Raw genomic sequence first — 24,875 nt, 5'->3', positions numbered from 1 at the left:
AAAATCTGCCAGAAAAAATAGGTTTCTTTACACATCAGATAATTAGCGCTATAAATCTATTCATCATTCTATTCATGAATCTATTCACATGCTCTCTCTGGAAACGTTATTACGCCAAAACCCGGCGACCGCGAGCTATCTGGCGCAAGCTATGGCAATCAGTCAACCCACTGTTTCCCGGCAATTAAGCAGGTTAAAAGAGAGGGTGCTGAAAATAGGTAAAGGTAAAGCAACCCAATATGCCTTGCGGCGGTACATTGCTGGAGATAGTGCCAGAGAGCATGCATTTCCGCTATATCGTATCGATGAACAGGGTCATGTAACCCATTTCGCGATGCTCTATCCTATCCATCCGGCTGAAGTGTGCTGTGTACATCAACTGGCATCTGATACATGGCAGCTATTTGATAGCTTGCCGTGGTATTTGACTGATATGCGGCCTCAGGGGTTTCTCGGGCGGATTTGGGGGAAGTCAGTTGCAGGTAAGTTACAGCTCACCGATGACGTTCGTTTGTGGAATGAAGACCATATCTTATTAGCACTGTCACGTCAGGCCGATGATATGAATGGCAATATATTGATTGGACAACAAAGTTATCAACATTGGTTAGCAGCACCTGATGCGATACCTATCGATCCGGTAGATAAGTTATCTCGTTATGCAGAACTTTCTCAAAAGGCTCTGGCGGGTGAAATGGTCGGTTCTTCTGCGGGCGGCGAACAACCGAAATTTACTTGTTATGCAGGGTATCTGGATCGGCCTTCGTCTTATGTTATTGTCAAATTTTCTGCCTCTTCACAAAACGCCAATAGTCGGCGCTGGGGTGACCTACTGATATCTGAGTCGCTTGCACTTAACACCTTGAATGATAGGGGTTATAAAGCGGCCACAAGTCAGGTTTTACAGGGGGTTGGTAGGCAAATATTCCTTGAGGTAGAGCGATTTGATCGCTGCGGGCAGCGTGGCCGTTTAGGGATAGTTTCTTTAGAGGCGGTTAATGCCGAATTTGTTGGCAACCCAGTTGCCAGTTGGCCACAAGTTTGCCAACAATTAGTCGATAAAGGATTACTGGCCGCGCCGGCATTAGAGCAGGTCAACGTTATCTGGGCATTTGGTAAATTAATCGCCAATACCGATATGCACCAAGGTAACCTTTCCTTTCTGCATCCTGAGAACACACCACTATCATTAGCGCCAGTTTACGATATGCTGCCAATGGCATTTGCCCCGACGAGTACGGGGAATATGCGCCACAACGTGCCGGAAATCTCTTTATCTGCTGATATCAGCAAGCTGCACTGGCAACGCGCACAGCAACTGGCAAATATATTCTGGCAACAGGTGATAGATCACTCGAACATCAGTAATGAATTCAAACTTATTGCCCGACAGATGCAGGGAAAACTGCTTTCTCTCACCACGCTAATTGAGCGCATGGCATAATATCTATCCGCAGTATTATTTATCGCCCGTCTTTTTATCTGCATCTGCCTGACTGGCAGGTGTCTCAGGTGTCTCAGGTGTTTCATCCTCATCTTCTTTGACCGGCGTATTGGCGGTGAGCAGATAAGGTGATTGCTGCCAACGGCTGCGGCGACCTTGCAGCAGAGTGCGAGCCAGAATGATCCCCACCGCCAGTGCGACGAGAATCATCAAGCGCAGCAAATTGGTGGTATTATCCACTTGCTTGGATTCCGTCGCCAGCACATGGGTGTCCAGCGTCATACGCAGAAAGCCGCTTGGCCCGCTTTTCCCGGGGATCAGCTCGACAATCTGGTGGTTGAAATAGCTGCCGGGGCGTTTACCATCCAAAGCCAGTCGATCACGTACTTTTACGTTCTCTCCAGCGCTGGCGACCAGCGTTCCGTCAATTTGATATACACTGGCATCCAATACGCGGCTTGATTGCGTCAGTTGCTGGAGAATTTCGTCAACTTTTTGGCTGTCGATATCATCATCCCCACTGTCCATGATGGGGGCGAGGCTGAAAGTGACTTGTTTTGCCAGTGTTTTCGCCAGCTCTTCAACTTGTTCCGAACGAGCGAGTTGATGACTGAGGCTGAAATAGGATGCACCTTGCATCAGCAAGACTAATAATGCCAAGCAAATCAGCACAATAGCCGTACGGTGCAGTCGGAATTTTAGTTTGGCCTTAGCCATGCAGGTTCCTTGCAAGAATCGGTGACTTTATACCCGTCATACTTCAAGCCGCATGTGCGTTGGCTACTCTCAATAACCCGAATCACTTACTGATGTAAGTTTATCGGGATTATTTCGTTTGCCGCCTTCCCGCAACTCGAATTATTTAGGGTATATGTTGCCAGAAGCAAGGGCGATAGGATAGCTTGATGCGTCCTTTTGTCTGGTCTTTACCCCGTTTTCTACAGGAGTCATTCATGTCTAATAGTCTGACCTATTGCGATCTCCCCGCGGAGATCTATCAATGGCCAGGTCTGCCACTTTCGCTCAGTGGTGATGAGGTCATGCCGCTGGATTATCGTGCCGGTCATACAGGTTGGCTACTGTACGGTAGAAAGCTGGATAAACAGCGTATTACGGGTTTTCAGGGCCAATTGGGTGCCGCCATGGTGATTGTCTCCGCCTGGTGTGTGGAGGATTATCAGGTCATCCGTTTGGCCGGCAGTTTAACCCCACGGATTAAAACGTTAGCGGATGAAAACGGTCTTGATGTCGCCCCTCTGGGAGCTATCCCGCATTTGCGTACCCCGGGCCTGCTGGTGATGGATATGGATTCAACTGCCATCCAAATCGAATGTATTGATGAGATTGCCAAACTCGCCGGTGTCGGCGAAGAAGTGGCTGCCGTCACCGAACGCGCCATGCAAGGTGAACTGGACTTCGCCGCCAGCCTGCGCCAGCGGGTTGCCACCCTGAAAGGGGCGGATGCCAATATCTTAAAACAGGTACGTGACCAACTGCCATTGATGCCGGGGCTGACCAGCCTGGTCCGTAAGCTTCAGGCATTAGATTGGCATGTGGCGATCGCCTCCGGTGGTTTTACTTATTACGCTGAATATCTGCGCGACAAACTGCGTCTGGTCGATGTGGCAGCCAATGAACTTGAAATCAAAGACGGCAAGCTGACCGGCAAAGTGTTAGGGCCGATTGTCGATGCACAATATAAAGCCGATACCCTGCTCAAGTTGGCGGAAAAACTCAATATCCCTATTGCTCAAACAGTGGCTATCGGCGATGGCGCCAATGACCTGAAAATGATGCAAGCCGCCGGTTTAGGGCTGGCTTTCCATGCAAAGCCGAAGGTGTATGCCAAAGCGAAAGTGGCGATCCGCCACGGTGATTTGCTGAGTGTTCTTTGCATTTTGACCGGCAGTCTGAAGCACGAAGAACGATGAAATAGGCTATTTTATTTGCCATTTTGAACACACTTAAGGGCGGCCCGTAGGGGGAGCGTAGCGAATAAAATCCTCACGTCGCCATGATTTACAACGTCATGGTGTACGCTCCGATTTCTGCGCGCTGTCTGCACTCAAACTGCCTGCAACAATTACGCTTATTAGGTAATTTGGGGCTCAGGCAGGTGTGAGCTAATTAAATTGAGGTGAACCGTGGCTAAAGCGCCAAAACGAGCATTTGTCTGTAATGAGTGTGGTGCCGATTATCCTCGTTGGCAGGGGCAGTGCAGTGCCTGTAATGCCTGGAATACCATTACCGAAATCAGGCTGGCGGCGGCAACCTCGTCGTCGTCGCGCAATGAGCGTTTTGGTGGCTATGCCGGTGATGCAGGCGTCAGCCGGGTACAGAAGCTGTCAGATATCAGTCTGGACGAACTACCGCGCTTTTCAACGGGCTTTCTTGAGTTTGATCGGGTGCTAGGTGGTGGTGTAGTGCCGGGCAGTGCCATTCTGATTGGTGGTAACCCCGGCGCGGGGAAAAGTACCTTACTGTTGCAAACGCTCTGCAAGCTGTCTGAAAACATGAAAACCCTGTATGTCACTGGCGAAGAGTCGTTGCAGCAGGTGGCGATGCGTGCGCATCGTTTGGGGTTGCCTACAGCGGGCCTCAATATGCTGTCGGAAACCAGTATCGAGCAAATTTGCTTGATTGCTGAGCAAGAGCAGCCGCGCTTGATGGTGATCGACTCCATTCAGGTGATGCATATGGCGGATATTCAGTCGTCGCCGGGCAGCGTGGCCCAAGTGCGCGAAACGGCCGCCTACCTGACCCGTTTTGCCAAAACCCGGGGTGTTGCCATTATCATGGTGGGCCATGTGACGAAAGATGGTTCACTGGCCGGGCCGAAAGTGCTGGAGCACTGTATTGACTGCTCTGTGATGCTTGATGGTGACGGTGATACTCGTTTCCGTACGCTGCGTAGCCACAAAAACCGCTTTGGTGCGGTTAATGAGTTAGGTGTATTTGCTATGACCGAACAGGGCTTGCGTGAAGTTAGCAACCCGTCGGCGATTTTCCTCAGCCGTGGGAATGAAGTCACTGCTGGTAGCTCGGTGATGGTGGTATGGGAAGGGACTCGCCCGCTGCTGGTAGAGATTCAGGCGCTGGTCGATCACTCAATGATGTCCAACCCACGTCGGGTGGCGGTCGGTCTGGAACAGAACCGGCTGGCAATCTTGTTGGCGGTATTGCATCGCCATGGCGGGTTACAGATGTCGGACCAAGATGTGTTCGTCAATGTGGTGGGTGGGGTGAAAGTGACAGAAACCAGTGCTGATCTGGCATTGTTGATGTCGCTAGTCTCCAGCTTGCGTGACCGCCCGCTGCCACAGGATTTAGTGGTCTTTGGTGAGGTAGGGCTAGCCGGTGAAATTCGCCCAGTGCCCAGTGGCCAGGAACGCATCTCTGAGGCCGCCAAACACGGTTTTAAACGCGCTATCGTGCCGTATGCCAATATGCCGAAGAAACCCCTGCCCAATATGCAGGTGTTCGGGGTGAAGAAATTGGCTGATGCGTTGGCGGTGTTAGAGGATTTATAACCGCTAATTTAGTCGTGTTCATCTTGCAGCATACTGTGTTATTTTTGTTTAGCGCACTAAACAAGGAGGCGGTATGCTGCAATTCGACTATCTCAAAACGGCAATTAAGCAAAAGGGTTGCACCTTACAGCAGGTGGCCGAATGCAACGGCATGACCAAAGGTTATTTAAGCCAGCTACTCAACGACAAAATCAAAAGCCCCAGTGCGCAAAAGCTTGAAGCTCTGCACCGTTTCCTCGGGCTGGAGTTTCCCCGCCGTGAGAAAAAAGTCGGCGTGGTGTTTGGTAAATTTTACCCGCTGCATACCGGCCATATCTATTTAATCCAGCGCGCCTGTAGCCAGGTTGACGAGTTGCACATCATTCTTTGTTTCGATGAGCCACGCGATCGTGAGCTGTTTGAAAACAGTTCGATGTCACAGCAACCGACGGTCAGCGACCGTTTGCGCTGGTTGTTACAAACCTTTAAATACCAGAAAAATATCCATATTCATTCGTTTGATGAGCACGGTATCGAGCCGTACCCCCATGGCTGGGATGTGTGGAGCCATGGCGTAAAGAGCTTTATGAATGAAAAAGGCATTGTTCCGAACTTTATTTACTCCAGCGAAAGCCAGGATGCGCCGCATTACAACGAGCAATTTGGCATCGAAACCATCCTGATTGATCCACAGCGTTCATTTATGAATATCAGTGGTCGCCAGATCCGCCGTGACCCTTTCCGTTACTGGGACTATATCCCGACTGAAGTGAAGCCATTTTTTGTCCGTACTGTGGCGATACTGGGCGGTGAATCCAGTGGGAAATCCACTTTGGTCAATAAGTTAGCCAATATCTTCAATACTACCAGTGCGTGGGAATATGGCCGGGATTATGTCTTCTCCCATCTTGGCGGCGATGAGATGGCGTTGCAATATTCTGATTACGACAAAATCGCGCTGGGGCAGGCACAGTATGTGGATTTTGCAGTGAAATACGCCAACAAAGTGGCATTTATCGATACTGACTTTGTTACCACGCAGGCCTTCTGCAAAAAGTATGAAGGCAAAGAGCACCCCTTCGTGCAGGCGCTGATTGACGAATACCGTTTTGATCTGGTTATTTTGTTGGAAAATAATACGCCGTGGGTTGCCGATGGTTTGCGCAGTCTGGGGAGCGATCGTGACCGCAAATCCTTCCAGAACTTACTGGAGCAGATGTTGCGCAGTAACAATATCGAATATGTTCACGTCGAATCGGCAGACTATGATGAACGCTTTCTGCGCTGCGTCGAACTGGTGCAGCAGTTACTGGCCGCGGACCTGCAACGCCTTGCCCGCCCTTCATTATTGAGTGATGTGCAACAATAGAGTTGATGAAAATTTGATATCTGAGGGCGTGATTGTTGCAGTCAGTTTGCATGCGGACAGCGCACAGAAACCGGAGCGTACACCATGACGTTGTAAATCATGGCTACGTGAGGATTTCGAGCACTGCCCAAATGTAAAATGGCAAATAAAATAGCCCTTTTAATAATATATTTAGTAAGCAATAACGACTTTACCCTGCATATGTCCGCCTGCAACTTGCGCGTGGGCGGCATGCAGGTTTTCCACTGTCAGGCCGTGCAGGGTTTCGCTTAAGGTGCCTGGCAGTTTGCCCTCATCCACCAACTGGCTTACCTGTTTTAAAATTTGCCCTTGTTGGGTGATATCCGGGGTAGAGAACATACTGCGGGTGAACATAAATTCCCAATGCAGGGCGGCACTTTTTAGTTTTAACTGATTCTGATCCAACGGTTCTTCATTCTCAACGATGGTACAGATTTGCCCCAATGGTGCGATGAGCTCACTGATGGCGGGCCAATGGCCGTCGGTGTCATTCAGGCAAAGAATATAATCAACTTTATCAATACCTTCTTTTGCCAGCTCAGCTTTCAGATGGTGATAATCAACGGTCAAGTCCGCTCCACGTTCACGACACCAGGCGGCTGATGCTGGCCGTGATGCTGTTGCTATCACTTTTAGCGGGCTACGTAATGCCGCCAGGGGAATAGCTAATGAGCCAACCCCGCCCGCTCCCCCGATGATCAATAAACTTTGTCCGGCACTGGCTTGCTGAATTTTTAGATGTTCAAACAGCGCTTCCCACGCAGTTATTGCGGTTAATGGCAATGCAGCGGCCTGCGCCCAGTTGAATGAACGGGGTTTGTGGGCCACGATGCGAGCATCAACCAACTGTTGGTTAGCATTGCTACCGGGGCGGGTGATATCGCCGGCATACCACACTTCATCACCTGCACGGAACTCGGTGACGTTCGCACCGACGCTGATGACCACTCCAGCGGCATCCCAACCCAGAATTCGCGGCTGTTGCAGGCCATTCTTCTTCAGGCCAGCATGTACTTTGGTATCAACCGGATTGATGGACGCGGCTTTAACCTCAACCAGCAAATCAAACGGACCGGGAGTGAGTGGGTCCAGAGCGACTTCAATAAAATCGGTGGGTTGTTGCGGGTTCACCGCAATGGCTTTAACTGACATGGTAATACTCCTGTTTAGCGTATGGATTGAGTCTAGACCTTCTTGGTGGTGGTGATAAGATGGACAATCACTAACGCAGTGTTCGTCTAAGATAAACAATCATGTTTAAACAACTTCAGGATATGGCGCTGTTTGCACGAGTCGCGGAGTGTGGCAGCTTTACCCGTGCCGCTGAAATGGCGGGTTTACCGAAATCCAGTGTCAGCCAGCGCATCAGTCAGTTAGAACAAAACTTAGGTATCCGTTTACTCAATCGAACCACCCGTCAGCTGAACCTGACCTTTGCCGGTGAGCGCTATCTAGTGCATTGTCAGGAGATGCTACAAGCCGCAGAGCGCGCTGATCTGGCGCTGCAACGCCTGAAAGATAACCCCAGTGGCCGCTTGCGCATCTCAACTCCAGCAGGGCTGGGGGCGACTTTACTGGCGCGGTTGGCAACAGATTTCCAGCGGCAATACCCGGATGTGCTGTTGGAAGTGTTAGTCTCGGACACCATGGTAGATTTGGTTGAAGAGGGCTTTGATGTGGCATTGCGCACCGGTAAGCCGCAGGACTCGTCACTGATTGGCCGCCGATTGGGCTATGCGCCACGCTATCTGTTGGCGTCACCCGCCTATCTGGCACAGCATCCGCCACTCACTCATCCAAGGCAACTGGATACTCACCGCTGCATTGCCCACCGTGCCTGGCAGGCGCTGATTTTACGCCGTGAAGATGAGTTTTACCGCTGGCAGGTACCTGCGCTGCATGTCACTGATAATCTGCTGTATGCCCGTGAATGTGGCCTGGCGGGTGGTGGTATCACCCTATTACCGGCATTTTTAAGCCGTGAAGTGGTGGCAAACCGTCAATTAGTGGAAGTGTTACCACAATGGCAGGCTGAAGGTAATGAGCTGTATCTGGTGTATCCGAGTCGTAAGTTGAACTCACCGGCATTGAGCTGTTTTATTGATGTGGTGATAGGCCATCCGGTATTTGAAGATTATGTGCAGGGGCTGGCAACGTCCTGAAAGATGTGGAGCCAGGCTCCACATCGGGCGAGCTATGCCAAATAGAACACTTCTCGTAGTGCCTGGCTTACCGGGCTGTTATCAGGGTTGGCTGGCATCACATCGGCCATATGTTGCCACCAGCGCTGGCAAATGGCGGTTTGGGCCACGGCATTCCAGCGCTCTTCTGATTCAATTTCGACAAAACCAAATAGCAAATTGCGCGTGTCATCAAGAAAAATTGAATAGTGGTGAGCGCCATGGGCTTTCAGTACCGCTTCCAGTTCAGGCCAGATGGGTGAGTGCCGCCGCTGATATTCTGCATGGGCATCAGGGTTAACCTGCATTACAAAGGCTTTGCGTATCATGATATTACTCCGATCAAAGTGCCTGTAAGTACAGTGCGCGGACTTGATCTCTGTCCGCAGTACGTGGGTTACAAGGAGCACAAGGATCCGCCAGCGCTTTATCTAACCAGCCTTCGATATCACTTTCCTGAATACCTAATGCTGAGAAGCCAACAGGAATGCCAACACGTTGCGACAACTGCCGAATGGCGCTTATCGCTTGATGGCTGGCTTGCTCATCAGTCAACTGCTGAGTATTTACCCCCATGGCTTGTGCTATGCGGGCAAAACGGCTGACTGCCTGTGGGCGGTTATACTCTTCAATAATTGGCAGTAAAATAGCATTGCACACCCCGTGTGGAAGGTTATGGGTCGCACCCGGCTGATGGGCCAGTGCATGCACTAAACCTAGCCCGGCGCTGTTAAATGCCATCCCCGCCAGATACTGGCCGCACGCCATCATTTCACGTGCGTGCAGATTCTTACCGTCATCGACTGCCAGAGGTAACCATTGGCTGATCAGGCGGATAGATTCAAGCGCTGAATGGTCGGTTAGGGTGTGTGCGCCCAGCGATACATAGGCTTCGATAGCGTGGGTGAGGGCATCCATTCCGGTTGCAGCAGTCACACTGGCAGGAATATTCAACATGACAGAGGGGTCATCGACGGCGATATCAGGAATGATATTGGTATCGATAATGACTTCTTTTACTTGCCGCTGGCTATCAATAATCACTGCATTACTGGTCAGTTCTGCGGCTGTTCCGGCGGTGGTATTGATGGCGACCAGCGGGACACCACTCTGTTTTACTTTACCGACACCAGAGTATGCCGTGGATGGCCCCGGATTGGCGGTCAAAATCTTAACGGCTTTGGCTGTATCGATTGGGCTACCGCCACCAAAAGCTATCAGATAGTCACACTGATGCTGCCTGAAAGCGGCTAATCCTGCCTGTACTAACGCTTCGGTAGGGTTAGGAAATACCTCGCCAAACAAGGCATAAGGTAACTGATGCTGTTGCATCGCAGCGAACAGACCGTCGAGTAGGCCTAGCTCGACCAACTGCCCATCAGTGACAATCAGGGCTTTGCCCCACTGTTTGTCACCGAGTAATTTAACCATATCCTCGATTGCACCTGTGCCGTGCAAGCTGATTTTTGGTAGTGCCAACATAAAGCTCATGCTGTGCTCCTCAAAGAAAGCAGACCAGATAATGACCAGCCCCGGCCTGAACCGGAGCGTTGGTCGAAGGGGTTAAACGTCCAGTGCAGCGGCTAATGGGGTCACGTCAAAACGAGCCGCGAGTGCTATCAGTTGTTCACGAGAAATGGTTTGCTGCTTGCCACCCATCGACAGGACTTTCACCATGATTTCGGCGGATTTCTCGGCGGTATCAATCAGACCAAAGGCATCATCCAGTGTTGGCCCACTGCCGAAAATACCGTGGAACGGCCACAGCACTAGGCTGTGTTCACGCATCTGCTCGGCGGTTTGGCTACCAATACCGTCGGTTCCCGGCACCATCCACGGCACGATACCGATACCGTCGGGGAACACCACCAGACACTCGGTGCTGCCCTCCCATAACAACCGAGTGAAGCTGGCATTATCCAGTTTTTGTACATAACTCAGAGCAATCAGATTGGTAGCATGGCAATGCATGATTACTCGGTTGCTGCCACCACTAACTTGCATGCGAACAATATGAGATTGGAAGTGCGCGGCAAGCTCCGAGGTTGGCAGCCCTCCTTGCGGCAGGCCCCAGTGAATGTGATAAGCCATGCCATCATTGCTGATTTGCAGTAGTACCAGATTGTCTTCTGGGTTTAATTCAACATTGCGGAAAAATTTGCCAGAGCCGGTGACTAAGAACCAACTGTTCGCCAGTTCAGGGGCGGGTTGAGTGAGTTCTACGTTACGTGGTTGCGCAGCGAAATCACCACGATACGGTTCAACCTCTTCAGCCAATAAGCGCAGGCTGATATTGCCACCGTTACGTTCATCCCACCCTTTGCGCCACATATCGCTGGTGGCTTTAATCATTCCCTGAATAAACCAGGAAGATTGAATAGCTTGCATAATCATGAGTCCTTAACGTTGGCTGAGAGTCTGTTGTTCGTAATCACGTACGGCATTGAGCCAGCGGGCATCGACCGGCACATCGTTGCGCTGACAATACCCTTCCCAGATGGCTTGCCATGGCAGGGATTTCTGTTCTTCCAGCAGCGCCAGACGTGCGGTGTAGTCACCGCGCAGTTCCAATTGGCGTAGCATCTCAGTCGGTTCCAATAAGGCACGCAGCAAGGCTTTCTTCATGTTGCGAGTGCCAATGACCCAGGCGGCGATACGGTTGATGGAGGCATCGAAGAAGTCGAGACCGATATGCACCCTGTCGAACAGGTCGTGGCGGATAATTTCGCTGGCGATAGCTTGTGTTTCATCATCGAGCAAGACCACATGGTCGCTGTCCCAACGCACCGGACGGCTGACATGCAGTAGCAGGCGCGGAACATACAGCATGGCACTAGAGATCTTGTCGGAAATCACTTCGGTCGGATGGAAGTGACCGGCGTCCAGACACAGTGCGGTTTGGCGGCTGGCGGCATATCCCATGTAAAACTCGTTAGAACCGACGGTGTAGCTTTCAGCCCCAATACCAAACAATTTGCTTTCGACGGCATCAATGTGATGGTTTGGGTTTAACTTTTCACTGATAACCTCATCCAGTGCTGATAGCAGCCGTTGGCGGGGTGCCAAACGGTCGATGGGGGTATCCTTCATGCCATCGGGGATCCAGATATTCATCACCGATGGTGTCCCTAGTTGCTCACCAAAATAGGCAGAGACCCGGCGGCTGGCCTGACAATGTTCAATCCAGAATTGGCGAATTTCAGGGTTAGCATGAGACAGGGTAAAACCATCGGCACTCAGTGGATGAGAGAAGCAGGATGGGTTGAAGTCCAATCCCAGATGATGTTTTTTAGCCCACTCAACCCAGCGGCTAAAGTGGCGTGGCTCAATTTTATTACGCGCCACGGGGGTATCCGATTCGAGATAAATAGCATGTAAATTGAGTCGTTTAGGGCCGGGAATCAATGTTAGGGCCAGTTCGAGGTCAGAACGTAACTCAGTAGCATTACGCGCTTTACCGGGGTAGTTACCGGTGGCCTGAATCCCGCCGGTCAGTACACCATCCGGGTTTTCAAAACCGGTGACGTCATCACCTTGCCAGCAGTGCATGGAGACCGGCAGGGTATCAAGGCGGGCAAGTGCGGCATCAACATCCACGCCGACGGCGGCGAAGCGCTGTTTAGCCAGATCCCAGGCCTGTTCAATAGAGTTCGTCATATGCAAAGTTCCTTAGGTAATTGACTCAGTGACTGGAATTGCGGCCAATGGGCTGCAAAGTCAGTGTTGTCGTGAGGGGATAAAGGGTGGAGTGGGAAGTTATTCGCCACGATGCGGCGGTAGTGAGCAACATCGCTCACCTCTCCCAGTGCAATTAATTGGCTGCCAATATTGCCCAGTGTCGAGGCTTCAACCGGCCCCATAGTGACATTCAGGCCACAGGCATCAGCACAGAGCTGATTAAGGAATTGGTTTTGGCAGCCGCCACCGACGATATGCAAATGGCTGATTGGACGCCCGCGTAACTCTGCCAGTTCTTGGGCAACTTGCCGGTACAACATGGCGAGGCTATCAAAGATACAACGAGCCAGTTGGGCTGCGGTGGTGGGGATTGGCATACCATATTCGCGGCAGGCGTTCTGAATCTCGCCGCACATATTGGCTGGATTAATAAAGCGGCTGTCATTGGGGTTAATCAGCGAGCGGCAAGCTGGTTGGCGTGCCGCCTGTTCGATCAACTGCGGCAGGTCTTTAATCTGCAACTCATCAGTGGCCCGTTGCAGTAACCACAAACCCATAATATTTTTCAGTACCCGGTAGCGGCTTTCAGCGCCACCTTCATTGGTGATATTGCTGGCCAGCGCCTGCCCATGGGTTATGGGGGTGAGGCTTTCAAACCCCATCAATGACCAAGTACCAGAGCTAAGATAGGCAGCATCCGCATCAATCAAGGGTGCGGCAAGTACCGCGCTGGCAGTATCGTGGCTGGCAACGGCAATGACCGGCACCTGCTGGCCGCTGGCGCCTGGCCAATAGCCGATGGTATTGCCAGGTTTAGTGGGTTTGGCAAACCAATGGGCCGGTACCCCGGCATAGGCTAATAGATCGCTATCCCAATCATTGGTTTCAATATTAAGTAACTGGGTGGTAGTGGCATTGGTGTATTCCCAGTTAAGCTGGCCAGTAAGGCGATAGTGCAAATAGTCCGGGATCAGTAACAGATGGGCGACATCGGCCAACAAATACGGTTGCTGTTCACTTAATGCCCGTAATTGATACAAGGTATTGAACGGTAAAAATTGAATACCGGTACGGCGATAAATGGCACTGCTTCCCAGCGTTTGTTGCGCTTGCTCCATCACACCCTGCGTACGACTGTCGCGGTAGGAGACTGGCTGTCCGACCCGTTTCCCTTGCTTATCAAGCAAAACAAAATCAACACCCCAGCTATCAATTCCAATGCTGTCGAGCTGAATCCCTTCGCTATCGAGCTGATTCAGGCCCTGACGGATTGATTGTTCAATAGCATCGATATCCCAGACATCGGTACCATCAATAGATTTAATCTGATTAGCAAAGCGGCAAACTTCTCGCAGCTCAAGTTGCGGTTGGCTGGGATGATAACTCGCCAGCATCACGCGCCCGCTGGATGCGCCAAGGTCAATGGCGACTATGTGCCGGGGGCTGATAGATGGTGTTACTGCTGATTGTGTGGGCATGATTAGCGGCCTGTCATTTCTCAATGCCCACAGTGTAGAAACTTGCCTTACCTACCACCTTCTCATCACTGCCAGCCGCTATGGCTTGCTGGCAAAATGACGAAAGTGAAAGTGAAACAGCTCACAGTTTCGTATTTAAGCAGGGCATCGCTCGCCTGTGACCCTGCGCATACTTTTCAACATTGCTGCACTTATCTAAAAAAAATCACCACCAAAGTCGCTTTTAACGTCAAAAATTGAAGGTTTCATTACCGCTGCTGCTTTTACTATCGAGAGCTGAAGCAGGGCGATTTCGCCATGCCTGTTGAAAGAGGGCAAAAGATGACTGTCTTGCACAGTATTGATTTTTTCTCTTCAAGTTCTGCATCGGTCGCAATTGAAGCCCGGGAGCCACAACCCGCATTTCCTGAGCATCATCATGATTTTTATGAAATTATTATTGTTGAGCAGGGGGCCGGGGTCCATGTGTTTAATGGCAACCCCTACACCTTAAGCGGAGGGTGTGTTTGTTTTGTCCGTGACCATGATCGTCACCTGTTTGAGTCAACCGACGGTTTGTTCCTCACCAACGTCTTATTCCGTGCGCCCGATGCTTTTCGTTTCTTGTCTGGCGTAGAACATTTTCTGCCACGTGAAACTGAAGGGGTTTACCCCTCTCATTGGCGGATTAATGGACAGGTTTTACAGCAAGTAAAACACTTGATTCGCTGCCTTGAGCACTCGCCTCACAGCGAGCAAGCTGAAGATATCGCACTACATGAAAGTGTGTTTATGCAGTTGTTGGTGCAACTGTGGCAAGGGTGTCGGGCGCAGGTGGGTGAGGATCAGGAAGGGCGGTTATGCCAATTATTAGACTGGCTACAGAACCACTACAGTGAGGTAATTGAGTGGCCGGAACTGGCTGATCGCTTTGCTTTACCATTACGCACCCTCCATCGGCAGTTAAAAAACCAGACCGGCATGACCCCACAACGTTATCTGACGCGTTTGCGTTTGCTACAGGCGCGTCATCAATTGTATTACAGCGATAATAGCGTTACCGAGATTGCCTACCAATGTGGTTTTGGTGACAGCAATCATTTTTCAACGCTGTTTAAGCGGGAGTTTTCTCAGTCTCCCCGTGATTTGCGCAGTCAACTGTAGTGCAACCCGTGGAGGCGTGAATAGCATCACGGTAAAAATCGGTAGTTTCATGATAATGAGCTGCTTATTAATTGACCTGTAAATATAGGGCGATAAACATGCGGATACCACTGCGGTTAGAAAGCCGGGATTATTTGCCATCGGAGCAGATGCCGGTGGCGGTAACCAACCGATACCCGCAGGAAGTCTTCGCAGAGCATACCCATCAATTCTGCGAGATTGTGATTGTCTGGCGGGGTAACGGGTTACATGTCCTAAATGATCATCCTTACCGCATTACCTGTGGCGACGTTTTTTATATTCAAGCCACAGATCATCATAGCTACGAATCCGTGCATGACTTGGTATTAGATAACATTATTTATTGCCCGGAACGGTTACACCTAAATGCACAGTGGCATAAGTTATTACCTCTATTTGGGCATGAGCAGAATCAAGGATACTGGCGGTTAACCACGCAGGGCATGGCACAGGCTCGGCCGATTATTCATCAGTTGGCACAGGAGTCACGTAAGACAGATTCCTGGTCGATACAACTGACGGAAGCGCTATTATTGCAACTCGCCATCGTACTAAAACGCCATCGCTACCGAGCTGAACAGGCACATCTATTGCCCGATGGTGAACAGCTAGATCTCGTGATGTCTGCCGTACAACAAAGCCTGGCAACGCATTTTGATATGGCGGAGTTCTGCCATAAAAATCAGTTAGTTGAACGTTCACTTAAACAACTGTTTCGCCAACAGACCGGAATGAGTATCAGCCATTATTTACGCCAAATTCGCCTTTGTCATGCCAAATGTTTGCTGCGGGGAAGTGAGCATCGCATCAGTGATATTGCTGCACGTTGCGGGTTTGAGGACAGTAATTATTTCTCTGCCGTTTTTACGCGTGAAGCTGGCATGACACCACGCGACTATCGCCAGCGTTTTGTTCGAGCACCGTTATTCGCGGGTAAGAATAGGCGGGAAGCAGAACAGCCTCAGGGTACAACCATCATTTAGCGATGCCAATTGGCGAGGACGTTGCTTAACGTCACCCGCCAATACCATTTTATCTTTAGTTTTGCGATTATGCTGCCATACCCAAACCGACTATATTTGCTGCCAGAATGATCACCAGACAACCAATACACAGCACCGTCACTGGTTTCTTGCTTGAGCATTTCCACTCTTTGAGTAACAGACCCACAATACCACCACACAACACATAGAAACTCATGTGCAGCATCCAGCTCATATAGTCATACTGTGGTGGGATTTTGGCGTGACCCCAGGCATAGAAGAAGAATTGCAGATACCACATCAATCCCCCCAAGGCTGAGAACAAAATATTAGTGATCAACAGCGGCTTGGCGATAGAAAAATCGGCTTTGACCGACAAATTCTTGAGGCTGGCTAAACGAATAAAACAGTAACTCAGGTTGATGATGGCCCCACCGCCCATGATGATGACGTAACTTGGTAACGCTACATACAGAGGGTTAATCCCTAATGCGCTGGCGGCTTCATGCATCGGTTTCGCGGCATCCATGGCAAATGACATACCGGCTGAGAAAATACCGCACATCACCGCCAGAATAAGCCCTTTCTTCAGGTTGAACTCTTCCGCCTGAATGCCCATGGCGCGTTCTTTCAGTAATCCAGCGTAACTGACAATAGCTACCCCGATCAGTGCCACGACGACACCCAGCAGGGTCATTCGGCCGCCAGCAGTGCCGAGTAGTACATCAAAGCGCCCTTGCAGTATGGGGGTCATTAATGTGCCGATAATCAGGGTGATACCGATGGCAATCCCAATCCCCATCGACATGCCGAGGTAACGCATGGTCAGGCCGTAGTTGATATTACCAATCCCCCACATGGCACCGAACAGAAATACTGGCAGTAGGGTTGCTATACTGAAGGAGCCGTAATATTGCCAAAAATCAGGCAATAACAAATAGCTGACCGTCCACGGTAGGATAAGCCATGACACCAGGCCACCAATCGACCACATGGTCTCCCATGACCACTTTTTAACTTGCTTAAACGGCGCGTAGAAACACGCCGCACTGGCAGCGCCCACCAGATGCCAAATTATCCCCAATATAATCGCATTGTTCATCTTATTATCCTTCGTTGTGATGGTGCGGGTAGGCGCAGAACCAGAAGGGCGCATAAACCGCTGATGACGAAGGAGTCTAAATAGTGTGCAGTCTTGTCACCTTCGGCTGACTGCCTTAGGACAAGGAATACTGGCAAAATTCAGTGGGTAAGAATGATAACGATCACAGAATGGAATTCTGGTGGTTGGCGGCTTGTTGGGGGGAGAGAATCGCCGGAGTATTCGGCTCATTTGATGAGCCGAATAGCGGCTTTAATCGGCTCACGTGATGAGCCGATGTCATATTACTTGGTCATCTTCTTATACTTGATACGGTGTGGTTCCAGTGCTTCGGCACCCAGAGTGCGTTTCTTCCACTCTTCGTATTCAGTAAAGTTACCTTCGAAGAATGCCACTTTGCCCTCATCCTGATAGTCGATGATATGGGTAGCAATTCGGTCAAGGAACCAACGGTCATGGGAAATAACCATCGCGCAACCTGGGAATTCCAGTAAGGCGTTTTCCAGCGCGCGCAGCGTTTCGATATCCAGGTCGTTAGTCGGTTCATCGAGTAGCAACATGTTACCGCCAACCTGTAGCAGTTTGGCCAAATGGATACGGCCGCGCTCACCACCAGACAGCTCACCCACACGCTTGCCCTGATCAATCCCTTTAAAGTTAAAGCGGCCTACATAAGCACGGCTTGGAATTTCAAAGTTACCAATCTTCATGATGTCCTGACCGCCGGAGACTTCTTCCCATACGGTTTTGCTGTCGTCCATGTTGTCACGGAACTGATCAACCGATGCCAATTGCACGGTATCGCCCAGTGAAATCGTGCCAGAATCAGGTTGTTCCTGCCCAGATAACATGCGGAACAGGGTTGATTTACCGGCCCCGTTTGGCCCGATGATCCCCACAATCGCCCCTTTCGGCAGCGCAAAGGTCAGATCATCAATCAGCAGACGGTCACCGTAAGACTTGCTCAGGTGCTCAACTTCCAGCACTTTGTCGCCCAACCGTGGACCCGGTGGAATGAACAATTCACTGGTTTCATTACGTTTTTGATACTCAACGCTGTTAAGTTCTTCAAAGCGGGCCAGACGTGCTTTACCTTTCGCCTGACGGCCTTTTGGATTCTGACGAACCCACTCCAGCTCTTTCTCAATAGACTTGCGACGTGCGGCTTCAGAAGAGGCTTCCAGTGCCAGACGAGCATCTTTCTGCTCCAGCCATGAAGAGTAATTGCCTTCCCACGGAATGCCTTCGCCACGGTCCAGTTCCAGAATCCAACCCGCCACATTATCAAGGAAGTAACGGTCATGGGTAATGGCGACAACAGTGCCCTCATAGTCGTGCAAGAAGCGCTCCAGCCAAGCCACGGATTCGGCATCCAAGTGGTTAGTGGGTTCATCCAGCAACAACATATCGGGTTTTTCCAGCAGCAGGCGGCAAATTGCCACGCGACGACGTTCACCACCGGACAGATTGGCAATTTTGGCCTCCCACGGTGGCAGGCGCAGAGCATCGGCAGCACGCTCTAACTGGTTATCCAGGTTATGGCCATCATGAGACTGGATAATCGCTTCCAGCTCGCCTTGTTCCTTCGCCAACTTATCAAAATCAGCATCAGGATCGGCGTACAGTGCATAAACCTCATCCAGACGGGTCAGCGCGCGTTTAACGTCACCCACCGCCTCTTCAACCGACTCACGCACGGTTTGCTCAAGATTTAGCTTAGGTTCCTGCGGTAGGTAACCAATTTTGATACCAGGCTGCGGGCGGGCTTCGCCTTCAATATCAGTGTCAATGCCAGCCATGATACGCAGTAGGGTAGATTTACCCGAGCCGTTAAGGCCCAGCACACCAATTTTGGCCCCAGGGAAGAAACTCAAGGAGATGTTTTTCAGAATATGACGTTTCGGCGGAACGACTTTGCCGACACGATGCATAGAATAGACGTATTGAGCCACGTTGCGTCTGCCTCTCTAGATCAGTTTTTATTAGGATATCTGGTGCGGAGTGTAGCCCGTTTTACTATACCCGTCATCTTTCAAGTCGCAGGCGTGTTCGCTGCTGTCGCTAGCCCGAATCACTTAAGTGATTCGGTGAGAGTCGTTTTATATCTCCCTGTCGCACTAGTCGGGAACGCAACAAGGTTAGGGTGCGGTGACTATCATGGCTACTCGGCGGTTTTCTGCTCGTCCTTTAGGGGTACGGTTATCGGCGACCGGCTCTAACTTACCGCGACCTCGTACCTCAATATTGGCTCGTGGAATACCTATGGTTGCCAGTGCATCCGCTACTGCAGAGGCACGTTGCAGCGATAACTGTTGGTTATACTCATCTTTACCGATGGAATCAGTATGCCCATCAACCCGCAGATGAGTAATGCCCACACTCAATAGCGCACGGCCAATGTTTTGTACTGTCTGCCCGCCAGACGGATTCAATTTTTTCACGTCACTATCGAATAACACTTTGTTTGCCAGACCAAATTCCCAGCCATTTTCAGTTAATTTAAATCCTTGTTCCTGTAAGGCTGCAATCTGCTCGGGTGTTAATCCTGGTGGTTTGGTTGCCTGACACCCCGCCAATATCAATAAACTCATGGCGAAAAAACTCATCCAGATATGGCTTATCAGACTGTTGTTTTTCAATACCTGCATGTCACCTATCCTAAGCTTTCAGTAAGAGTAATATCCGATTGGTAGGCAATGACGCTGCCACCGAACTGGAAACGTTTCTTTGCTTGATACATGGCTTCGTCGGCCCGTTGTAATAGCTCTTCGGGGGTCAGCGCATGATCTGGGTAAATCGCAATACCGATGCTGATAGAGGCGGTTATCTCACTACCATCTACCAAATCAATAGGTTGATTCATACTGTCGATAATATTATTAGCGATGGTTACAACATCATCGGTGTCGTGGATCGGTGCCAGTAATACGGCGAATTCATCGCCGCCCAAACGTGCCACCAAATCGGTTTCACGTAACAGTGCGCGGATACGATCGGCAATCGAGGTCAGCACCAGATCTCCCGCTGCATGACCATAGTTATCATTGATTTCTTTGAAGTGATCACCATCAATAAATAACACGGCCAGTTGTTCATCATCGGCGCAATCACTCAACGTGCGGCTTAGCCGGCCCTCAAAGAAAGCACGGTTAGCCAATCCAGTCAGGCTATCATGGGCAGCACGGTGTGCGAGGAAGTCATTTTCTTGCGTTAAATGGTCTTGCCAAACCTCCAGTTCTTCCAGCAAGCCATTGAAGTCATTGCTTAACTCGTTAAGTTCGGCAATTTTCGCTGACGGCACTCGCTGACCAAAACTGCGGTGGCGGCTAACACTATGAGCAACTTCGGTGATTTTGTTCAATGACTCGATAATGCCAAACAGCATCCGGCGCGACAGGAATAGTGCCACTAACGTGCTGAGAATTAGGCAGACGAATAAGCCCATCAACCCTTGCAACAGAAAACGTAGCAGACTACCACCATGACCAATAATCACGATGCTGCCGACTTCATTACCGGCATGCATCATGGGGAGTACCACCGGCTCAGGCAAAGCCCAACGGGCGACTTTTTGTTCCATATCATACATTGGACTATCGTTTGGTAGCGTCCAGTTAGCTATTTCTCGGCCATTCACATCGAGAATTTTAGCTTGGGCAACTTCTTCATTTGCCGCAATCAAGGACAGCGCCTCGTTAGCGGCCACGCTATCACCAAACACCACGGCAGCTTCAGTGGTGTAACTGATTGAACGGGCAATTAAATGTAGGTTATGGTCGGCATACACCCGCAAGGCAAACAGTGCCGCCAGTGTGAGAAAAATACCTGCCGTTGCGACCGAGACCAATGCCACCGTCAGATGTATGCGACCGAGTACCCGTCCCAGTGTGGGGAGCTTCGCGATGTTTGGCCGATTTTTTGTCTGTTTGACTGACTTATTCTGTGTTGAATTCATAATGCGTCTGTCTTTTTACGCGCAAGTTGCAACACACTGGGATGAACCTTTACCCCACCGCGTGCCAATGCATCCATATTGACTTTGAAAGAAGCCTGCTTACCTTCCAGTAACAAACAAAATGCACTGCCAAATGTACATTCGTCATAATCTTCACTGATGGTAAGAATCGGATATCCCGACAGTCGGGCTGTCAACTCCTGACGCTGTTGTAGCTCGGTACGCCCCAGATAAACGACATCGCAATTGGTTGCAATCGAGCTATCCGAGAGGGAATAGCGCTGAGTTTTAATGGGATGTGTGGTTTCCATAAACGCGGGATTAAACAGCTCTTCTGCATAAATTGTCGGGGCCACCACACACAAGCGAGTTACGACGGGGGCCACGGGCCAGCGTGCATAGCTGATAATACCCAACACCATTTTGGTGGCGGCATTACTGCGTTCATGGATAAGGGCTTCATTGATGTTATCCGCAGCCATTGATGGTAAGGGGGCAAGTAAGCCAGAGAGAAGTAATAAAATAGAAGCACAGGCCCGCCAGACACGCCATAGCGTCATTAGTTTTAGCGGATAGTAGCGTTCATAATTGCTGACGCCGTTAATTGCGCAAGTTGCGGTGTTCATTTTTGCGCTTCCTGTAGGGCGGCATGGTTCACATGTTCATTGCAGCGATCGCATAATAAATCGCCGCCATTCTATTATAAGATTTAATTGATGCAATAATAGTCATGCTATCGGCAATATGCGATTTATCTTAAATCATATTTATGGGCGATAAAAAAACCCGGCTAATTAGCCGGGTTTTATGTATCGCAACGTATTGATATCAGACCGGATTCGATCCGCGCTTAAAGCGACCGATAACCCACTTTTCGATCTCTACTACCAAGAAGATGGCGATAGAAACCAACAGTGTTAAGCCCCAGTAATAGGCCGGCAATGGTTCGGTACCGAAAGCAGTATTCATGAATGGCAGGTAGATGATGGCTAACTGCAATACGATCAATACACCTGACACTAACCACAGCCCTTTGTTAACAAAGACTTCTTTGTTCAGTGGGAAGCGGTCCATCACTCGGCAGTTAAACATATAAATCCACTGCGCGGTAACCAGTGTTTGCATCAATACTGTACGGATAAATTCAGTGCTGTAACCGCGTGGCTCCATGTAGGCTTCCAAGGCAAAAGCACTTAAGGCAATCAAGGTACCAACAAACGCGATACGCCAGATGGCATGGCCATCTAACACATGTTTTGATGGGTCACGTGGATTGCGGCGCATAATGCCTCTTTCTGCCGGTTCAAATGCTAAACCGAAAGAGAGCGTGGTAGAAGTTGCCATGTTTATCCAGAGGATTTGCAATGGCGTTAATGGAATAACAGCCCCCGCGAGGATGGCAAAGATAATGAGCAACCCTTGCGCCAGGTTGGTGGGCAATACAAACAGAATGGTTTTCTTCAGGTTATCGTAGACACGACGGCCTTCTTCAACCGCACTGGCAATGGTCGCGAAGTTATCGTCTGACAGCACCATATCGGCGGCTTCTTTTGTCACCTCGGTGCCTTTGATACCCATGGCGATACCCACATCGGCCTGTTTCAGCGCTGGCGCATCATTCACACCATCACCGGTCATGCCGACAATTTCGCCTTTCTCTTGTAAAGCTTTAACCAAACGCAGTTTATGTTCCGGGCTGGTACGGGCGAAAATATCATAATGAACGGCAGCTTGTGCCAGTTCTTTATCGTCCATATGCTCCAGTTGGCCACCGGTAATGGAGTCTTTACCATTGCCAATTCCCAGCATGGCACCAATCGCCATCGCGGTTTCCTGATGGTCGCCGGTGATCATTTTCACGCGAATACCAGCCTGCTGGCAGGTCGCTATGGCGTCGATGGCTTCAGGACGTGGTGGGTCCATCATGCCAGCGATACCAACAAACACCATGCCCTGCTGGATATCACTGTGGTCCAACTCACTGACAGGTTGTTCTGTTGGGCGGAAGGCTGCTGCTACCATGCGTAGACCTTGCTTGGCATAACGCGCCATCTCGGCTTCCCAGTAATCGCGGCGGAACGGTGCAACACCCTGGTCGGTCAGTTCTTGTTGGCAGAACGTAAACAACACATCAGGTGCGCCGGTCAGGAAGATACTATTTTCTGCTTGAACCTGATGGCTGGTAGCCATGTATTTATAGGCAGAATCAAAAGGAATTTTACCGTGCTGAGTCACTTGACCCAGCTCAATACCGGATTTGGCGGCTAATACTTTCAGTGCGCCTTCTGTCGGGCCGCCAGTAATGGCCCAATGACCTTGGTCGTTCTTCTGAATCTGGCTGTCATTACACAAATTCACCGCAGTGATAAATGTCTTTAACGTGCCGTTGGTATCGAGCGAGGCTTGCTGGTCACTCCCTTCCGGGTAAATGTTGCCAACCGGTTCGTAGCTTTCACCTTCTACGCGATAGCAGTGGTCTGCCAGAATCACTGCTTTAACGGTCATTTCGTTCATCGTCAGTGTGCCGGTTTTATCGGAACAGACGACAGTCATAGCACCTAAGGTTTCTACCGTTGGCAGCTTGCGGATAATCGCGCGGTTGCGCGCCATCGCTTGTACACCAAGGGAGAGGATGATCGAAATAATCGCCGGTAAGCCCTCGGGAACCGAGGCCACTGCCAGACTTATCAACGCCAGTAACAGCTCATCGACCGGGAGGTCGCGCAGGATAAAGGCGAAGACGAACAGGAATGCCATCATGACCAGGATCAGGATGAAAATGGCTTTGCCTAAACGATCCATCTGTTGCAGTAGCGGGGTACGGGTTGATTCAACCGTCGACATCATTTGGTTGATATGGCCCAGTTCGGTATCACCGCCGCTGGCAATCACCAAACCTTTCGCGGTACCGGCACTAATGGTCGTCCCTGAGAATAGTAGGTTTTTGCGATCGCCAATCACCGACTCGTTCTCAATCACGCCGATTTGCTTCTCGACTACCGTTGACTCACCGGTCAGGATAGCTTCTTCAATCTGAAGATTGTGGGCTTCCAGCAACCGCAGGTCTGCGGGGATTTTATCTCCTGGTTTCAAGGTGACGATATCACCAGGGACCAGATCCTGAGCATCAATAATCTGGGCGCTACCATCACGAATGACCACCGCTTTACTGGAAAGCATATTCTGTATGCTTTTCAGAGATTTCTCGGCTTTATTTTCCTGAACATAACCAATTAAGGCGTTAATAACCGCCACACAAAGGATAATAATAGTGTCAACCGAGTGACCCATCAGTCCCTTGACCAATGCCGCCGCTAATAAAATGTAAATCAGAACATCATTAAAGTGGGCTAAAAACTGTAGCAGGGGATGTTTGCTTTTTTTGGCCGGTAACGCATTGGGACCGTACTGTTTAAGGCGTTCCTCCGCCTCTTGTGGCGTTAACCCTTCTTCGCGGCTATTTAAATGCTGCAAAGACTCTTCCGCAGTAAGTTGATACCAGGCCTTACCCTCTGGGGGCGGGGAGGCGGATTTATGGTCTGATGAGTTTTGCATTGAAAGAACCTTCTTAAAAATTAATAAATCTAAAATCTATCTATTCGTTTCATGGTGGGACGGGGCAGAGAAAGTTTTTATCATTTCTTCCGTGAACAGTGCCAATTCCTTAATGGTTTGATTTTGATTAAAAAGCAAAAAAATATTTTGAAGGATATATTTACAACAACATAGTTATATTAAGCAAGGATAGTCGATTTTTATCAAAGCAGCGCCTTGATCTTAGATAATAAACAAGAAACATTTAGCAACATATGGTTGGTAACCTTGTGAATAGTAAGTAGTTACAGGCTGAACTATTCTGCTGTTGATCTTCTTGCTGGTGTTGAATGTTTCGCGGGTATTAAGTGATAACACAAAGTGATTAATCTTCAGCTCCTATTGCTTTATGTTATTACTGGCTATCAGGTGAAACTCTTCGTTAGTATGTTCTGCTG

General features: G+C 50.0%; 21 protein-coding genes. 8 read left to right on the top strand and 13 right to left on the bottom strand.

Annotation, left to right across the window (positions count from 1 at the left end; translation table 11 throughout):
- The first annotated feature begins 70 nt into the window (after nucleotides 1–70).
- Entirely contained in the window at nucleotides 71–1,444 is a 1,374-nt protein-coding gene (gene yjjJ, locus V1953_RS18095; protein ID WP_442851340.1) for a type II toxin-antitoxin system HipA family toxin YjjJ, read from the top strand.
- Nucleotides 1,445–1,459: 15 nt separating this feature from the next.
- Here the strand turns inward: yjjJ and V1953_RS18090 are convergent, their stop codons facing one another.
- Nucleotides 1,460–2,161, bottom strand: coding sequence for a YtjB family periplasmic protein (locus tag V1953_RS18090; protein ID WP_083160681.1), 702 nt, complete (start codon nucleotides 2,159–2,161; stop codon nucleotides 1,460–1,462).
- A gap of 236 nt (nucleotides 2,162–2,397) precedes the next feature.
- On the opposite strand from V1953_RS18090, the gene serB reads away from it, so the two are divergent.
- The 3 genes from serB to nadR all read left to right on the top strand — a co-directional run bounded on the left by serB (nucleotide 2,398) and on the right by nadR (nucleotide 6,322).
- Entirely contained in the window at nucleotides 2,398–3,375 is a 978-nt protein-coding gene (gene serB, locus V1953_RS18085) for a phosphoserine phosphatase (RefSeq protein ID WP_083160679.1), read from the top strand.
- Between the two features lie 213 nt (nucleotides 3,376–3,588).
- Entirely contained in the window at nucleotides 3,589–4,974 is a 1,386-nt protein-coding gene (gene radA, locus V1953_RS18080) for a DNA repair protein RadA (RefSeq protein ID WP_442851183.1), read from the top strand.
- 73 nt (nucleotides 4,975–5,047) lie between these two features.
- Nucleotides 5,048–6,322 (top strand): multifunctional transcriptional regulator/nicotinamide-nucleotide adenylyltransferase/ribosylnicotinamide kinase NadR, encoded by a 1,275-nt coding sequence (gene nadR / locus V1953_RS18075; protein ID WP_420070888.1) that lies wholly within the window; start codon nucleotides 5,048–5,050, stop codon nucleotides 6,320–6,322.
- A gap of 171 nt (nucleotides 6,323–6,493) precedes the next feature.
- Here the strand turns inward: nadR and V1953_RS18070 are convergent, their stop codons facing one another.
- Nucleotides 6,494–7,495, bottom strand: a complete 1,002-nt coding sequence (locus V1953_RS18070; RefSeq protein WP_442851182.1) for a zinc-binding alcohol dehydrogenase family protein — start codon at nucleotides 7,493–7,495, stop codon at nucleotides 6,494–6,496.
- A gap of 101 nt (nucleotides 7,496–7,596) precedes the next feature.
- On the opposite strand from V1953_RS18070, the gene V1953_RS18065 reads away from it, so the two are divergent.
- Nucleotides 7,597–8,505 (top strand): LysR family transcriptional regulator, encoded by a 909-nt coding sequence (locus V1953_RS18065; protein WP_372568645.1) that lies wholly within the window; start codon nucleotides 7,597–7,599, stop codon nucleotides 8,503–8,505.
- A 32-nt stretch (nucleotides 8,506–8,537) separates the two neighbouring features.
- Here the strand turns inward: V1953_RS18065 and rhaM are convergent, their stop codons facing one another.
- From rhaM to rhaB, 5 genes are all read right to left on the bottom strand, one after another.
- A complete protein-coding gene (gene rhaM / locus V1953_RS18060) occupies nucleotides 8,538–8,852 on the bottom strand; it encodes an L-rhamnose mutarotase (protein WP_083160673.1) in 315 nt (104 codons plus the stop codon).
- Between the two features lie 13 nt (nucleotides 8,853–8,865).
- Nucleotides 8,866–10,014, bottom strand: coding sequence for a lactaldehyde reductase (gene fucO / locus V1953_RS18055; protein WP_372568646.1), 1,149 nt, complete (start codon nucleotides 10,012–10,014; stop codon nucleotides 8,866–8,868).
- A 72-nt stretch (nucleotides 10,015–10,086) separates the two neighbouring features.
- Nucleotides 10,087–10,911, bottom strand: a complete 825-nt coding sequence (gene rhaD, locus V1953_RS18050) for a rhamnulose-1-phosphate aldolase (protein WP_050072501.1) — start codon at nucleotides 10,909–10,911, stop codon at nucleotides 10,087–10,089.
- A gap of 12 nt (nucleotides 10,912–10,923) precedes the next feature.
- Nucleotides 10,924–12,180, bottom strand: a complete 1,257-nt coding sequence (locus V1953_RS18045) for an L-rhamnose isomerase (protein WP_050312485.1) — start codon at nucleotides 12,178–12,180, stop codon at nucleotides 10,924–10,926.
- Nucleotides 12,177–13,634, bottom strand: coding sequence for a rhamnulokinase (rhaB, locus tag V1953_RS18040; protein ID WP_442851339.1), 1,458 nt, complete (start codon nucleotides 13,632–13,634; stop codon nucleotides 12,177–12,179). Before rhaB ends, V1953_RS18045 begins: the two co-directional genes overlap by 4 nt.
- Here rhaB and V1953_RS18035 point away from each other — a divergent pair.
- The 3 genes from V1953_RS18035 (at nucleotide 13,624) to rhaR (ending at nucleotide 15,826) form a co-directional block, all read left to right on the top strand.
- On the top strand, nucleotides 13,624–13,779 hold the full coding sequence (locus V1953_RS18035) for a phosphoribosylaminoimidazole synthetase (protein WP_102970476.1): 156 nt from the start codon (nucleotides 13,624–13,626) through the stop codon (nucleotides 13,777–13,779). The two genes, rhaB and V1953_RS18035, sit on opposite strands and share 11 nt — an antisense overlap.
- A 221-nt stretch (nucleotides 13,780–14,000) precedes the next feature.
- Nucleotides 14,001–14,822: an HTH-type transcriptional activator RhaS gene (gene rhaS, locus V1953_RS18030; RefSeq protein ID WP_083160665.1), complete on the top strand. Its 822-nt coding sequence runs from the start codon at nucleotides 14,001–14,003 to the stop codon at nucleotides 14,820–14,822.
- 98 nt (nucleotides 14,823–14,920) lie between these two features.
- A complete protein-coding gene (gene rhaR, locus V1953_RS18025; RefSeq protein WP_083160663.1) occupies nucleotides 14,921–15,826 on the top strand; it encodes an HTH-type transcriptional activator RhaR in 906 nt (301 codons plus the stop codon).
- A 67-nt stretch (nucleotides 15,827–15,893) separates the two neighbouring features.
- On the opposite strand, the gene rhaT is transcribed toward rhaR, so the two are convergent.
- The 6 genes from rhaT to V1953_RS17995 all read right to left on the bottom strand — a co-directional run bounded on the left by rhaT (nucleotide 15,894) and on the right by V1953_RS17995 (nucleotide 24,438).
- The gene (gene rhaT, locus V1953_RS18020; protein WP_372568648.1) at nucleotides 15,894–16,928 is read right to left on the bottom strand and encodes an L-rhamnose/proton symporter RhaT; all 1,035 of its coding nucleotides are present in this window, start codon (nucleotides 16,926–16,928) and stop codon (nucleotides 15,894–15,896) included.
- 284 nt (nucleotides 16,929–17,212) lie between these two features.
- Nucleotides 17,213–18,880 (bottom strand): energy-dependent translational throttle protein EttA, encoded by a 1,668-nt coding sequence (gene ettA / locus V1953_RS18015; RefSeq protein WP_083160659.1) that lies wholly within the window; start codon nucleotides 18,878–18,880, stop codon nucleotides 17,213–17,215.
- Between the two features lie 186 nt (nucleotides 18,881–19,066).
- A complete protein-coding gene (locus V1953_RS18010) occupies nucleotides 19,067–19,576 on the bottom strand; it encodes an OmpA family protein (protein ID WP_083160657.1) in 510 nt (169 codons plus the stop codon).
- Between the two features lie 5 nt (nucleotides 19,577–19,581).
- A complete protein-coding gene (locus V1953_RS18005) occupies nucleotides 19,582–20,883 on the bottom strand; it encodes a diguanylate cyclase domain-containing protein (RefSeq protein ID WP_420073444.1) in 1,302 nt (433 codons plus the stop codon).
- Nucleotides 20,880–21,509, bottom strand: coding sequence for a YfiR family protein (locus tag V1953_RS18000; protein ID WP_442848142.1), 630 nt, complete (start codon nucleotides 21,507–21,509; stop codon nucleotides 20,880–20,882). Before V1953_RS18000 ends, V1953_RS18005 begins: the two co-directional genes overlap by 4 nt.
- Before the next feature lie 202 nt (nucleotides 21,510–21,711).
- The gene (locus V1953_RS17995; RefSeq protein ID WP_372557962.1) at nucleotides 21,712–24,438 is read right to left on the bottom strand and encodes a cation-transporting P-type ATPase; all 2,727 of its coding nucleotides are present in this window, start codon (nucleotides 24,436–24,438) and stop codon (nucleotides 21,712–21,714) included.
- Nucleotides 24,439–24,875 lie beyond the last annotated feature (437 nt).

Source organism: Yersinia sp. 2541 StPb PI (assembly GCF_052217145.1).
Taxonomy (GTDB): Bacteria; Pseudomonadota; Gammaproteobacteria; order Enterobacterales; family Enterobacteriaceae; genus Yersinia; species Yersinia enterocolitica_E.
The sequence above is the reverse complement of the archived record's forward strand: the minus strand, read 5'-3'. Positions and strand labels throughout refer to the sequence as shown.

What these genes read in the sequence shown, in the direction of transcription:
- V1953_RS18000 (WP_442848142.1), bottom strand. Translation starts at nt 21,509, where the DNA reads ATGAACACCGCAACTTGCGCAATTAACGGCGTCAGCAATTATGAACGC.
- V1953_RS18070 (WP_442851182.1), bottom strand. Translation starts at nt 7,495, where the DNA reads ATGTCAGTTAAAGCCATTGCGGTGAACCCGCAACAACCCACCGATTTT.
- V1953_RS18005 (WP_420073444.1), bottom strand. Translation starts at nt 20,883, where the DNA reads ATGAATTCAACACAGAATAAGTCAGTCAAACAGACAAAAAATCGGCCA.
- V1953_RS18045 (WP_050312485.1), bottom strand. Translation starts at nt 12,180, where the DNA reads ATGACGAACTCTATTGAACAGGCCTGGGATCTGGCTAAACAGCGCTTC.
- V1953_RS18090 (WP_083160681.1), bottom strand. Translation starts at nt 2,161, where the DNA reads ATGGCTAAGGCCAAACTAAAATTCCGACTGCACCGTACGGCTATTGTG.
- rhaT (WP_372568648.1), bottom strand. Translation starts at nt 16,928, where the DNA reads ATGAACAATGCGATTATATTGGGGATAATTTGGCATCTGGTGGGCGCT.
- rhaS (WP_083160665.1), top strand. Translation starts at nt 14,001, where the DNA reads ATGACTGTCTTGCACAGTATTGATTTTTTCTCTTCAAGTTCTGCATCG.
- V1953_RS18035 (WP_102970476.1), top strand. Translation starts at nt 13,624, where the DNA reads ATGGCGACTATGTGCCGGGGGCTGATAGATGGTGTTACTGCTGATTGT.
- nadR (WP_420070888.1), top strand. Translation starts at nt 5,048, where the DNA reads ATGCTGCAATTCGACTATCTCAAAACGGCAATTAAGCAAAAGGGTTGC.
- V1953_RS18065 (WP_372568645.1), top strand. Translation starts at nt 7,597, where the DNA reads ATGTTTAAACAACTTCAGGATATGGCGCTGTTTGCACGAGTCGCGGAG.
- rhaM (WP_083160673.1), bottom strand. Translation starts at nt 8,852, where the DNA reads ATGATACGCAAAGCCTTTGTAATGCAGGTTAACCCTGATGCCCATGCA.
- rhaR (WP_083160663.1), top strand. Translation starts at nt 14,921, where the DNA reads ATGCGGATACCACTGCGGTTAGAAAGCCGGGATTATTTGCCATCGGAG.
- V1953_RS18010 (WP_083160657.1), bottom strand. Translation starts at nt 19,576, where the DNA reads ATGCAGGTATTGAAAAACAACAGTCTGATAAGCCATATCTGGATGAGT.
- fucO (WP_372568646.1), bottom strand. Translation starts at nt 10,014, where the DNA reads ATGAGCTTTATGTTGGCACTACCAAAAATCAGCTTGCACGGCACAGGT.
- serB (WP_083160679.1), top strand. Translation starts at nt 2,398, where the DNA reads ATGTCTAATAGTCTGACCTATTGCGATCTCCCCGCGGAGATCTATCAA.
- rhaD (WP_050072501.1), bottom strand. Translation starts at nt 10,911, where the DNA reads ATGCAAGCTATTCAATCTTCCTGGTTTATTCAGGGAATGATTAAAGCC.
- V1953_RS17995 (WP_372557962.1), bottom strand. Translation starts at nt 24,438, where the DNA reads ATGCAAAACTCATCAGACCATAAATCCGCCTCCCCGCCCCCAGAGGGT.